The 12,928-nt window shown below is 32.3% G+C and carries 15 protein-coding genes; 11 read left to right on the top strand and 4 right to left on the bottom strand.

The window, feature by feature from the left end; translation table 11 throughout:
* Positions 1 to 72: 72 nt before the first annotated feature.
* The 6 genes from EYY60_RS14855 (at position 73) to EYY60_RS14830 (ending at position 4,813) form a co-directional block, all read left to right on the top strand.
* Complete coding sequence (locus EYY60_RS14855; protein ID WP_132990106.1) at positions 73 to 846, top strand: carboxypeptidase-like regulatory domain-containing protein; 774 nt, start codon at positions 73 to 75, stop codon at positions 844 to 846.
* A gap of 87 nt (positions 847 to 933) precedes the next feature.
* Positions 934 to 1,275, top strand: coding sequence for a DHCW motif cupin fold protein (locus tag EYY60_RS14850; protein ID WP_132990105.1), 342 nt, complete (start codon positions 934 to 936; stop codon positions 1,273 to 1,275).
* Positions 1,276 to 1,414: 139 nt separating this feature from the next.
* Positions 1,415 to 1,906 (top strand): hypothetical protein, encoded by a 492-nt coding sequence (locus EYY60_RS14845; RefSeq protein ID WP_132990104.1) that lies wholly within the window; start codon positions 1,415 to 1,417, stop codon positions 1,904 to 1,906.
* Positions 1,907 to 2,065: 159 nt separating this feature from the next.
* Positions 2,066 to 2,650: a hypothetical protein gene (locus EYY60_RS14840; RefSeq protein WP_162847892.1), complete on the top strand. Its 585-nt coding sequence runs from the start codon at positions 2,066 to 2,068 to the stop codon at positions 2,648 to 2,650.
* A 150-nt stretch (positions 2,651 to 2,800) separates the two neighbouring features.
* Complete coding sequence (locus EYY60_RS14835) at positions 2,801 to 3,337, top strand: hypothetical protein (RefSeq protein WP_132990102.1); 537 nt, start codon at positions 2,801 to 2,803, stop codon at positions 3,335 to 3,337.
* Between the two features lie 162 nt (positions 3,338 to 3,499).
* On the top strand, positions 3,500 to 4,813 hold the full coding sequence (locus EYY60_RS14830) for a DUF389 domain-containing protein (protein WP_132990101.1): 1,314 nt from the start codon (positions 3,500 to 3,502) through the stop codon (positions 4,811 to 4,813).
* Between the two features lie 60 nt (positions 4,814 to 4,873).
* On the opposite strand, the gene EYY60_RS14825 is transcribed toward EYY60_RS14830, so the two are convergent.
* The gene (locus EYY60_RS14825) at positions 4,874 to 5,767 is read right to left on the bottom strand and encodes a winged helix-turn-helix domain-containing protein (protein ID WP_132990100.1); all 894 of its coding nucleotides are present in this window, start codon (positions 5,765 to 5,767) and stop codon (positions 4,874 to 4,876) included.
* Between the two features lie 136 nt (positions 5,768 to 5,903).
* Between EYY60_RS14825 and EYY60_RS14820 the strand changes: the two genes are divergently transcribed.
* Complete coding sequence (locus tag EYY60_RS14820) at positions 5,904 to 6,476, top strand: hypothetical protein (RefSeq protein ID WP_132990099.1); 573 nt, start codon at positions 5,904 to 5,906, stop codon at positions 6,474 to 6,476.
* Between the two features lie 99 nt (positions 6,477 to 6,575).
* On the opposite strand, the gene EYY60_RS14815 is transcribed toward EYY60_RS14820, so the two are convergent.
* Positions 6,576 to 8,036, bottom strand: a complete 1,461-nt coding sequence (locus EYY60_RS14815) for an aminoacyl-histidine dipeptidase (protein ID WP_132990098.1) — start codon at positions 8,034 to 8,036, stop codon at positions 6,576 to 6,578.
* A gap of 178 nt (positions 8,037 to 8,214) precedes the next feature.
* Here EYY60_RS14815 and EYY60_RS14810 point away from each other — a divergent pair, with 178 nt between their 5' ends.
* Genes EYY60_RS14810 through EYY60_RS14800 form a run of 3 tightly spaced genes read left to right on the top strand, consistent with a single transcriptional unit; the run spans position 8,215 to position 10,454 of the window.
* Positions 8,215 to 9,276, top strand: a complete 1,062-nt coding sequence (locus EYY60_RS14810; RefSeq protein ID WP_132990097.1) for a DUF3810 domain-containing protein — start codon at positions 8,215 to 8,217, stop codon at positions 9,274 to 9,276.
* Between the two features lie 42 nt (positions 9,277 to 9,318).
* Positions 9,319 to 9,813 carry an RNA polymerase sigma factor gene (locus tag EYY60_RS14805; protein ID WP_068843197.1) on the top strand — a complete coding sequence of 165 codons (495 nt, stop codon included), beginning with the start codon at positions 9,319 to 9,321 and terminating at the stop codon, positions 9,811 to 9,813.
* Positions 9,814 to 9,821: 8 nt separating this feature from the next.
* On the top strand, positions 9,822 to 10,454 hold the full coding sequence (locus EYY60_RS14800) for a hypothetical protein (RefSeq protein ID WP_132990096.1): 633 nt from the start codon (positions 9,822 to 9,824) through the stop codon (positions 10,452 to 10,454).
* Between the two features lie 76 nt (positions 10,455 to 10,530).
* On the opposite strand, the gene EYY60_RS14795 is transcribed toward EYY60_RS14800, so the two are convergent.
* Entirely contained in the window at positions 10,531 to 11,361 is an 831-nt protein-coding gene (locus EYY60_RS14795; RefSeq protein ID WP_026729157.1) for a lysophospholipid acyltransferase family protein, read from the bottom strand.
* A 126-nt stretch (positions 11,362 to 11,487) separates the two neighbouring features.
* Complete coding sequence (locus EYY60_RS14790) at positions 11,488 to 12,138, bottom strand: NUDIX hydrolase (protein WP_132990095.1); 651 nt, start codon at positions 12,136 to 12,138, stop codon at positions 11,488 to 11,490.
* Positions 12,139 to 12,229: 91 nt separating this feature from the next.
* Between EYY60_RS14790 and EYY60_RS14785 the strand changes: the two genes are divergently transcribed.
* Complete coding sequence (locus EYY60_RS14785) at positions 12,230 to 12,667, top strand: DUF4268 domain-containing protein (protein WP_132990094.1); 438 nt, start codon at positions 12,230 to 12,232, stop codon at positions 12,665 to 12,667.
* Positions 12,668 to 12,928: the final 261 nt, after the last annotated feature.

The raw sequence follows: 12,928 nt of genomic DNA, 5'->3' as shown, positions 1-12,928 counted from the left end.
TCTTATAATTATATTCCAAGACAGTAAAATATTTAATCCCGTTTTACTACTTTTAGTGCTTTAAATCAGGATATGAAATATTTCGCAGTTTTCTTTTTTATGTTATTGACGAGTATTGGTTTTGCCCAAGAAACAGAATCGACAGCTCCTCAAAGAGTTTCAGGTTACATCTTTAATGATAACACCAAACAACCTCTCCCTAATGTAAATATCATCAATAAAAACAAAGTATTAGGCGCAAAGTCTGATGCTAAAGGTTATTTTGAAATTGATGTGCAACAAAATGACACTCTGCAATTCTCTATTCTAGGATTCCAATCTTTGCGTATTAGAGTAACCAATGACTGGATTAAAAACAAAATCACAAGAATTCAGCTTACAGAAAAAGCTATTGCACTTGAAGAAGTTGTTATTGCTCCTTTCAGCTTGACTGGATATCTTGAAATCGATTCAAAATTGATTCCGACCAAGGAAAACTATCGTTATAGCATTTCTGGCCTTACGCAAGGTTATGAAGCTGGTGAATATGCTCCAAATGCTTTTGGAAAAGTATTGGGTTCTATTTTCAACCCCGCCGATATGCTCTATAATTTCTTCGGAAAAAATGGAAAGGAGCTCAAGAAGCTCAAGGACATGAAAAAAGATGACACTATCAGAAATCTACTTGAAACCAAATACGACCGTGAAACTCTTGCCCTGCTTTTAGGAATTACAAAAGAAGAAATTCCGGAGATTTTGCAGCGTTGCAACTACTCAGAATCGTTTGTTCAGCAAGCAAATGACTTGCAGATTCTTGATGCTATTAGTGGTTGTTATGAGCAGTATAAAGTTTTGAAACGTAATTAAATTCAGTTAAAATAAATCATAATCCTCTTTACATTAGTATTGAGGATTTTTTTATTTTAGTTTTTACTTTCAACTAATATTAAAACTATGTCTAAAATACCTTTTCAAACAATCGATTGGAATCTAATTCCAAAAACAGAGCATATTGGAGAATCTGGAACAGCATATTGGCAAACGATACAATTAGGAAAGTTACGCGTTCGGAAAGTTATTTATACAAAAAACTATCTCGCCGATCATTGGTGCAAAAAAGGGCATATTGTTCACTGTCTGAAAGGAGCACTAACCAGTGAATTAGAAAACGGACAAAAATTCATCCTTTCAGAAGGAATGACTTATATTGTTTCTGATGACATGAGTTCTCATAGATCAATCACTGAAAATGAAGTCGAATTACTAATAATCGATGGCGATTTTTTAAAAATCTGATCGATTACGAATTTGAAAAATAAAATGGGTGAAATGCTGGTTTTGCATTTGTATTACTTGACAAATCTGAATAATTACCATAAACACGCTATAGTATTTGACCATTATATGCTATAGTATCAACATTAATCTAAAAATCATGAAACAAACCATAATTATTCTCGCTTTATCAATTACATTTTCTTCCCTTGCACAAAAGAATCGCAAAGCATTTTCACTAGAAATTGCAGTGAATGAAACACAACAGTACAAAGCTGAAATACCCGAAAGCCCATATTTTGTAAAGGAAAAATTATTACAAATTTATTGTGGAGAAAAAGTTTTTGTTGAATGTGAAATTGCTGGAGATTCAATAAGCAGTATGAAAATAGTTGCCGAAAATATACATCCCGAAAAAACAATAGAAATTCAGTTTTCTCAAGATGCTAAAGACCGAAAGAGCATTAATACTATGCTTCAGCTAAATAATCCCTTTAGCAAAGATTTAATTTATGAAGCAATTATGCTTACCCCATTTAGTGAACAATGGAAATCAACATCCACAATTCCAATTACGGCAAGATTGAAGGCTTTCGAAACTTGGGGCCATCCAATTATATCTTTAGGCTTAATGAATTGGCACTTTAAATAAAACCATGAAACTTAACAGCTACTATAATGATTTTAGGTAATTGCCTAAATGGAAAGTAAGTTTTACTTACCAGATTTGGTAGATACGAAAACAGGACTTAATTTAATTCTCAAAAAGCTGTAACCTCAAAACTTTAAAGTCAATTTTTTAAGATACCATATGTTCAATATATTTAAGAAAAAAATTAAATCATCAGATACGGACATCTCCTCAAACCCTTCAATTTTATTTGATACTTCCATATCATGTGATAAATTATCCGTTTATAACATTTTTTTAGGAGACAGTGCTAATAAAATAAATATTGAGAATATAGCGACAACAACTATGGAAAAACTGCCTGTAAATGCAACGGCTTCAAGTTGGTGTGATAACAAGACATTTTATTATATTGATAATGAAGAAATAGAATATAAATTAGTTGACAGGATAAATACTGTTTTAAACAATAGTGGATGGATTCATTTAAAAAATGGCATAAAATATAGAGTCTTAGATAAAATCGTCGTAGAATTCGCAATTCATGGTGAATTTCTCAATTTCTATAAAAATATCCCAAAGAACGATATTGAAAACAAATTTGGGAAAGCAGATAAAGTCATAGAAAACTGGGAAAACTATGACGGAACTCTTTTCAATACTGATTACATATACAGTGAAAGAAAAATTAGAATTTATTTTCAAGACTGGGACAAAGAAATTAATGGAATTAATATTGGAGAAAGCTTAAAAAGTTATGAATAAAACCACCTCGAAAGCTATTTTAATGAATTTAGGCAATTCGTTTAATTAAAAATTTAATTTACTTAAAATCGTTTTATAACATCCGAAGATTCGAGAAAATAAACACATTACAATCAACCCAAATCTTTATAATCAAACAACCAATAAACAATGAAGAAAAAACTAGCAACACTATTTTTAATTTTAGGATTTATTGCTGTATACTTTTTAGTTAAAAATTCTCCTCCCATTCATGGTATGCTTTCCATTATTGCTAATTATCTTTTAATATTTATTCCGTCGTATTTTTTCCTAAAAACTTTTTTTGCTTCTGCAGATGGAGTCGGTATGTTTAATGATGGGAAAATGACTTTTGTCGCTTGTGCAATAATCACTGTTATAACAATGAATTTGTTGCAAACTAATATTCACGGCGGCACAACATCTAAAGAAAGACTTCAAACAATTAGTGCCAAATATAGCTTAACAACACAAGCAAATATTACAGAAATTGTTCGTCAGGATGGATTTTTTGTTAGAGGGAATGAAGTTCAAGAATCGTGGTTAGTACTATATTCTTTTTACGTTGACGGAAAAGAATATTATGGTAAAGAAATATTTCAATCAACACCTGACTTAAAAGTAGGCAAAGCTATTGATGTGAAATATGTAAAAGATACTCCAACGATTAATATACCTTTATTATAAATAAAGATAAAAATTCATCTTTGTAATAATCGGTCAGCACAAACTCAAAGCGGAATAAATGATAAAACCAATAAAATTATAAAAACCCAAATAGCCCGATTTACCACTTTTTTTGATTAAATTAGACATTCAGAGCAATTTCTATTCTAATCAAAAGACTAAATGGCCGATTTTACCCGAAAAATTCTAAATTTCATTGACCTTAATAAAGGAGAAGAAAACAAAAAACTCGTAATCGAAAACATTACGGGTGCAGTATCTTTTAGAGGCTCTAATATCTGGATTTTGGCTTGTGCTATCATAATTGCTTCTGTCGGATTAAACGTAAATTCAACTGCCGTAATTATTGGAGCAATGCTCATTTCTCCTTTAATGGGACCAATTGTTGGAGCGGGTTTTGGCTTAGGAATGTATGATTTTGAACTTTTAAAAAAATCGATCAAAAACTTATTGATCGCTACAATTGTCAGTTTATGTACATCGACTTTTTATTTTTATATCAGTCCATTTAAAGATGCTCAATCCGAATTATTAGCCCGAACGTCACCTAATATTTATGACATTTTAATTGCTTTTTTTGGAGGATTGGTTGGTGTGATAGCTGTTACCCGTGTTGAAAAAGGAAATCCAATTCCGGGCGTCGCGATCGCAACCGCACTTATGCCTCCGCTTTGCACCGCTGGTTATGGCTTGGCACTTGGAAATTACATTTACTTTCTTGGCGCCATGTATCTTTATACTATAAATTGTGTTTTTATATGTATTGCAACTTTTGTTATTGTCAAATACTTAAAATACCCTATTACAAAACAACTTGACATCAAAACTCAGAAAAGGGTAAAATATGGCATTACAATTCTAATATTGCTAATGACAATACCGAGTGTGTTTTTTGCTTATCAACTTTATGTTCAAAAAAGCTATAATTCTAGAACACAAATATTTATTCAAAACGAATTTATCAACAATGACTTTCCTATTATTTATAAAAACATTAGATATAATACCAATCCTAAAAGAATTGAACTCGCCTTTTTGACCAAAAAATTCACTGAAAAAGAAATTGACAGCCTAAACAAAAAACTAGTTTCTTACAATCTACCCAATACAAAATTGATTATTCGACAAGACACCGTTAATTTGAGAAAAGACATCATGAACCAAATTAATACCAGTCAGAACATTGTCGATCAAAAAGATATTATAATTAATAATCTCCGAAATCAATTATCTGAATATCATTTTAACAGTGAGAAAATTGGTTCTGAAAGCAAAATATTATTTCCAGAGATCACTTCGCTAAAAATTGGAAATTATACCATCAAAACAAATAGCGAAAATGCTAATGTGATTCCGATCATTCTTTACCAAACTAAAAAAGAACTGAACCCTGAATCACGCCAAAAATTAAAACTGTGGCTAAAAGAAAGACTTGCAAAAGATTCAATTGAAATTTATCGTCAAAATTCTGAATAACAAAGAAGTTACGTTTTTAGTCGCATTAAGATTGAAAAACAAATAAATATTTCCAGCATTTTACAACATGCTAATTTCTAGCCTATACCCTTTGCCACGTACAACAACAATTTTTAGATTAGGATCAAATTCCAGTTTTTTTCTAAGTTTTGATATGAACATGTCTAGGCTACGTCCAACAATAACACCTTCATCTTCCCATATCTCTTTTTGAATTCGACTTTTTTCTATAATTTCATTGGGAGACAATGCAAAAATGAGCAGTAAACGGGTTTCCGTTCCAGTCAGATCTATTGCATTTCCATTTACAAAAAGTTTCTTGTTCATCGCGTCAAATAACGTCGAGCCCAAAGTGATGCTATCTTTATGTTCATTATTCGACAAAGCTTTTTGCGGCTTAAAAGATCTAAAAAAAATAAATCCTAAAAATCCTAAAAACGACAGGCCCCCAAAAAGATATCGATTCTTTAAAATATTTATGCTTGTTGGCTTAAATTTAATATTAATCATATAGCAAGCTTTGGGCTGCTTTCTTCCCATACAAGCTACAATATCATCTTTCTTATTTTTGGATATAGCATATCCATATGCCACACTTGAATCACTACAGTTTAAAACATTAACAATATAATTACTTCCAAACGAGGATTTATCCAATAAACGACTGGTCGTATTCATTAAACTATCCGGTTGAAAAGTAAAATCCTTCTCAAAACGAATCAGATACTCATTTTCTGCGATTTTTTTCACAGGCAACACTCTTGATATGCTATCGCCCGACTGCAGCAATATTTCATGCCCAATTCTGCGAAGCAAAATTTCTCTTCTAGCATAATCAAAGTCATCATTATCCTCACCACTAAAAGCAGCACAGATTACACAAATAAATGAGAGAAATAATAATCCCAACACGTATTTGCGTTTTCCTGAAAGTAGATTTCTGCTATTAAACATAGTATCAAGTTTTTATTTACAAAGTTTACATTTTTATTTACAATTTTAAGCTCACAATCCGTAAAATAATAAAGTAATTTGCTTCATAAACTTTAAAAAACGACAAAACTAGAGTATTAATTAAAACAACAAAAACATGAAAAAAATCATTTATGTTCTGATCTTATTCTTGATTGTAATAGGCGGAGTAATGTTTGCAAATCGTAAAATTAAAAATGAAACTATTAAAAATACAATTCCAAAGCCTCTCTCTATTGCAGAAAGAAAAGCGGCATTAAAAAAATGGGAAGCTACGCCAGATGGTATAATGTATAAAAAATGGCAAGCATCTGATGCAGGTAAAAAAGTGCAAGCTAGTGTTAGCAAAATAAGCAAGTCCATTAAGGATTATACCAATATGGAAGCAGTTGTAACCTCTCTTTCTCTTCCGCCTGGCTCAAGATTAGGCTTCGGTATAATGGCCAAGATTAATGGAGAAGATTATATCCTTGCTTTTGGAACAGAAAAGTCAGATTATACTGTTTTAAATTTTAACAATAGTTTTGACCAATTAAAAACATTAAAAGTAAACGACAAAATAATTATACGAAGTCATAGCGTATCGCAAGCGCCAAAATATTCATATCCAATAATAACCGTTGACTATGTAGAACAAAACAGTAAAACAATTTATAAACGCGTACCTCGTAAAGATGGAGACGGTTGCTAATTTAAAAACGATTAAAGAGAAAATGGATTAATTAGTTTTCAGTCGCAGTCGCAGTTTTCAGTTTCCTTTGAAACTGAAAACTGCGACTGAATACTGAGACTATTTAACTGGTATATTCGAAAGAATTTCCAATACAAATTTCCAATATTTTTGTGCCGATGAAATACTCGCTCTTTCGTCTGGAGAATGCGCTCCGTGAATAGTCGGACCAAAAGAAATCATATCCATTCCTGGATAATTCGTTCCTAAAATTCCGCATTCCAAACCTGCGTGACAAGCTACCACTTTTGGCTTCTCTCCGTTTTGCTTTTCGTAAATCTCTTTTAAAACTTCTAAAATTTCAGAATTTACGTTTGGAGTCCATCCTGGATAAGAACCTGTAAGTTCCACCTCGCATCCAACCAATTCAAATGCAGAACGCAATGAATTTGCCAAATCAAATTTTGAAGATTCCACAGAAGAACGCGTTAAACATCCAACCAAAATTTCTCCGTCTTTAATAACAACCCTAGCAATATTATTTGAAGTTTCAACCAAATCAGCCATATCCGCGCTCATTCTGTAAACTCCATTGTGCGCCGCATAAATTGCTCTGATGATTCCTTCTTGAACTCCTAAATCCATTACTTTTTCTGGTAAATCGCCTTTTACGATTTCAATCGTTAAGTTTGGTTCAGTTGTTTTGTATTCGGCTTTGATATCAGCAATGATTTCCTGCATATCATAAACATAAGCCTCATCAAACATTTGCGAAATAATCACTTTAGCAACACTTTCTCTCGGAATTGCATTCCTTAAACTTCCACCGTTGATTTCAACAATCTGCAAACCGAAGTTTTCAAAAGCGTCAAACAACAAACGGTTCATGATTTTATTGGCGTTTCCTAAACCTTTGTGAATATCCATTCCTGAATGTCCTCCGTTTAGTCCTTTTACCGTAATCGTATAACCAACAGAACCTTCTGGAACTTCTTCTTCATGATAGGTTCTTGTTGCTGTAACATCAATTCCGCCTGCGCATCCAATGTCAATTTCATCATCTTCTTCAGTATCCAAATTCAATAAAATCTGACCTTGCAAAATGCCTCCTTTTAAGTTTAGAGCACCGGTCATTCCCGTTTCTTCATCAACGGTAAATAAAGCTTCGATTGCTGGGTGCGGAATATCTTTGCTTTCTAAAATCGCCATGATAGTCGCTACTCCAAGTCCGTTGTCAGCTCCTAGAGTTGTTCCACGCGCACGAACCCAGTCACCATCAACATACATGTCGATTCCTTGCGTATCAAAATCAAAAACAGTATCTGCATTTTTTTGGTGCACCATATCAAGGTGTCCCTGCATTACGATTGGCTTGCGGTTTTCCATTCCTGGAGTTGCTGGTTTTCTGATGATTACATTTCTAATTTCATCTTCAAAAGTTTCTAAATCTAAGCTGTTTCCAAAGTTTTTCATAAACTCAATGACACGCTCTTCTTTTTTTGATGGACGCGGAACGGCATTTAAATCTGCAAATTTATTCCAAAGTGCTTTTGGCTCCAGATTTCTTATTTCTTGACTCATTATATTTTGTTTGACGTTTAACAATTAAGAGCTCCAAAGTTACAAAGTTTATATTTTTTTTCGCCACGAATTCCACTAATTAGCACTAATTCTTCTTCTTTTAGAATCATACTACGCAAATGCATTCTTTTTTTATCTCAATATTGTATTTATATTTACGTATCTAAAAAATCAATCCGTGAAACGAAAATATATACTTCCTATATTCCTTTTAGTTCAGATTATCTTTTTAAAAATTCTCCCATACTTTCCAGATTATGTTGAAGGCTTTTACAGCAATAATTTATACATCCGAATTTCGCATTTTTCACGAAGCGTTTTAGGCAAGATTCCGTTTTCTGTTGGAGATTGTTTTTATGCCATTTTGATTCTTTCGATAATCAGTTGGTTTTGGAAAATCAGAAAAACTTGGAGATCAGAATGGAAAGATCATATTTTAAAAATTTTAGGCAAAATCTCTATATACTACTTTTTATTTCATGTGCTTTGGGCGTTCAATTATTATCGTGAACCATTATTTGAAAAAATGGAAATCAAAAGAGAATATACGGATGCTGATCTTTTGGCTTTTACAAAAAGATTAATTGCAAAAACCAATGAAATTCAGTTTGAAATCACAAAAAATGACAGCGCAAAAGTGGTTTTTCCGTATTCTCAAAAAGAAGTTTTTGAAATGAATGTTGACGGATATAATAATTTAGCCAAAGAACACCCGTACTTTAAATATGAAATTTTAAGCGTTAAAAAATCACTATTCAGCGTTCCTTTGACTTATATGGGATTTGGCGGTTATTTGAATCCATTTACAAATGAAGCTCAAGTAAATGATTTGTTGCCTATGTATAACTTCCCGATTACAAGTTCGCATGAAATGGCGCACCAAATTGGTTTTGCAAGCGAAAATGAATGCAATTTTATTGGAGTTTTGGCAACAGTAAAAAACAAAAATCCATATTATCAATATTCTGGATACAGTTTTGCTTTGCGTTATTGTCTTGGAATTTGGCAATTCAAAAATGAAAAAATCTTTAATGAATTGAAAAAAACAATTCACGTCGGAATTTTAAAAAACTATCAAGAAAGTCAAGATTTCTGGAAAAAATACGACACTTTTATCGACAAAGGTTTTCATTTTTTATATGACAATTTCTTAAAGACAAACAATCAAAAAGATGGAATGGAAAGCTATAGCAAGTTTATCGATTTGATGATTAATTATTATAATACAAGAAATTTTTGATCCAACTGTAACAAAAAACATTTCACGACTACTAATACTTTTATGAGCGAAAACCTAGAACAATCATTTGTTGCGCAATTGCAGGCAAATCAGAATATAATCCACAAGATTTGTAGATTATATACTGCCGGCGAAGATGCTCACAAAGATTTGTTTCAGGAAATTACCATTCAGCTCTGGAAAGCCTATCCTAAATTTAGAGGCGACAGTAAATTTTCGACCTGGACTTATCGTGTTGCTTTGAATACTGCAATTACCTTATACCGAAAAACCAAACGAACCGTATCGACAGTAGAATATGAAAGCCATCAGCATTTTGTGAAAGATGTCGATTACAATTATGAAGAGGAAGAGCAGATAAAATTGATGTACAAAGCGGTTTACCAGCTTAACGACATTGAGAAAGCATTAGTTTTTATGTATTTAGAAGACAAAGATTATCAAGAAATAGCTGAAACTCTAGGGATCAGCGAAGTGAATGCGCGCGTGAAAATGAACCGAATTAAAGGGAAACTTAAAAAGATACTAAATCCTTAAAAATTATTATGAAAGAACTGGATTTATTAAAAAAAGACTGGAAAAAGAACTCGGATTCTTTTGAGCAAATTTCTGAAAAAGAAATCTACAAAATGATTCACAAAAAATCATCGTCAATTGTAAAATTGATTTTGATCATAAGCATTTTGGAAATTTCGTTTTGGACTTTTTCCAATTTATTTATCAATACCGATGATTTATTAAATAAAATGAATCATCCCGAAATTATACTTGCACTAGATATTATAACCTATTTCAATTACGTAGTTGTTTTGATTTTTGTTATTATTTTTTACAAAAACTACAAAACAATTTCAGCTACTGTTGCCACAAAAAATTTAATGAGTGCCATATTAAAGACTCGAAAAACAGTTCAATATTATGTATGGTATAATCTTGGAATGCTTGTTATTATTACGATACTTAGTTATTTCATCGCTTTTGTTTACAATCCTGACATGGCATTTTTAAGAGAAAAATTAGCCGAAAATGGAAAAGCCTTGTTCTTTACTGTCGGAATTTTGGTTCTGATAATATTAGGATTGTTCGGTATGTTTTGGGGCATTTACAGATTAGTATACGGAACTTTATTACGTCGCTTATACGCGAATTATAAAGAGTTGAAGAAGATTGATTTCTAAAGAAGTTGCTAAGTTTCTGAGATGCTAAATTTTTACTTAAAACTTTTTACCTAAACTTTAAACAAAATTTTAGAATCTAATATTCATTTTCTGTATCCTTGTAGCTCCATCGTCTCATTTCATTAAGTTCTTCCTGTGCTTTAATTTCCTCAGCTGGAATAACTTTTAAGAATGATGGATGTTGTTCGATTGCATATTCTACTTTTTCTACAATTTCGTCGATCGTGTCGTTTTCATAATCAATATCAAGAGGTTCTTTGATAATGAAAGACTGTAGAATTCCTTTTTTCTTCATTCGCAAACCTTTTTTGTCAAATGATCTACGAAAACCGTCGATAACAATAGGAATAACGATTGGTTTATGTTGTTTTATAATATGAGCAGTTCCTTTACGAACCGGCTTAAACGACTTTGTAGTTCCTTGCGGGAAAGTAATTACCCAACCATCGTTAAGGGCAATTTTGATATTTTCAGTGTCATTAGGGTTAACATCTCTTTTTTCAGTAACATCAACTCCTTTTGCACGCCAAGTACGTTCAACCGTAATCGCGCCAACGTAAGCTAAAATTCTTGGCAATAAACCTGCTTGCATCGTTTCTTTTGCAGCAACATAATAAATGTTCATTTTGGGTTGCCACAAATATCCAATGTTCTTAATAGTATCTTGACGTCCGCTTAAACTTGCGTTAAAGACATGAAACATTGCCACAACATCTGCAAAATAAGTTTGGTGATTGGAAATAAACAGCACATTTGTATCAGGCAATGTTTTAATAATTTCAGATCCTTCAATCTGCAATTCATTAAATCCTCTGTATCTTCGGTGCGTCATGGCTCCCAAGACACGGATTAACCATTTCTTGATGAATAAAATATGTCCAAAAGGATTTCGTTTAAACAATCCCATAGCTGTTTATTGTATTTTTTTTGTTAGTCCGCAAACATACAAAAATTATTCTTTCAGCAATACTGAATAGCAATTTCGGAAATAAATCATTAAAATAATGAATATCAAATCGTTAATTTTTCAATTTTACGATTTTTCGCCCAAAACCGTTTTTAACACATCTCTTAATTCACTTAATATCATTGCCGTTGCTCCCCAAACAATATGATTTTGGATGCTAAAAGCAGGAACAGGAATGTTGGCCGCATAAGAAGTTGATAATGTGGCTTCGGTAATAATTTCGTCATTCAAAAAAACAGACAAAGGCAACTCGATAATATCGGCTACTTCTCGGATATCAGGATAAAATGAAAGCTCTTCTTTTGCAATTCCCATAAATGGATGAACCAAAAAATTGCTTGGCGGAATATACATTGGCGTAAAATGCTTTACCACTTCAATTTTTTCTGGAAGAACACCCACTTCTTCGTTTGTTTCTCTAAGTGCGGTGTCTTTAAAATCAAAATCTGAAAGTTCATACTTCCCTCCGGGAAATGCAATTTGCGAAGAATGAACTCCATTATAGGCGTTTCGGACAATCAAAACGAGATGTGTTTTTCCATTTTTTGGGTAAAACAGCATCATAACGGCGGCAATTCTCGGATTTTTTGTGCTTAAATCAAGGTTTTTGAGTTCCTGCATGCGTTCTTTTGGTGCCATTTTTATATGCGACGTTGTCGCTGGCAGTTCAACAGGAATTAAATTAGGAACATATTGCAAAAAATCTTGAAAATCCATATTCAAAGTTTATTTTTGTACTTTCAAATAAAATATAAATATACTCTAGAAAATGCGGTTCTACAAATTTTCTAAGATAAAGCCATAAATAATGTACAGTAAAGAAGAATCACAACGAATGAAAAGAGAATTCTGGGTAGCTTTTGCAGAAAAATATCCGCGAAAATGGGTTCTTTATGATACAAAAATCAAAGATTTCTCTTTTAAATTTTTTGTGGATAATAAAAAAGCGCAGGTATTAATCGATATTGAACACCGAAGCGAAGAAAAACGATTGGCTTATTTTGAAAAACTTGAAGCACTAAAAAACATTCTAGAAGAAGAATTTATTAAAGATTTGGTTTTCGAAAAAAACTATACACTGGAAAGCGGCAAAACCATCAGCCGAATTTGGGTGGAAAAACAAGGAATTGGTTTTAGCAACCGCAATAATTGGGATGCCATTTTTGATTTTTTCAATGAAAACATGCATGCTCTGGAAATGTTTTATCTGGAATATGATGAATTTATAAAAGATATTGAATCGTAAGTTTCTAAGACTCTAAGATGCTAAGGCGCTAAGATACTAAGTTTCTAAAACGAATATTCAAACCCGACAGGTTTTAAAAACCTATCGGGTTTACTTTTGTATTTCACTTTCGCCTTTCGACTTTCGACTTTCGACTTTGGACTTTGGACTTTGGACTTTGGACTTTCGACTTTGGACTTTCGACTTTCGACTTTCGACTTTGGACTTTCGACTTTTTACTCAATCAGCAGTAATATCAAGACACGACAACAGATTTGTTTG

Origin of the sequence: Flavobacterium zhairuonense (genome assembly GCF_004352915.1) — a bacterium.
GTDB lineage: Bacteria > Bacteroidota > Bacteroidia > Flavobacteriales > Flavobacteriaceae > Flavobacterium > Flavobacterium zhairuonense.
Note: the sequence above shows the minus strand (reverse complement) of the source record. Positions and strands in the feature narration are given on the sequence as shown.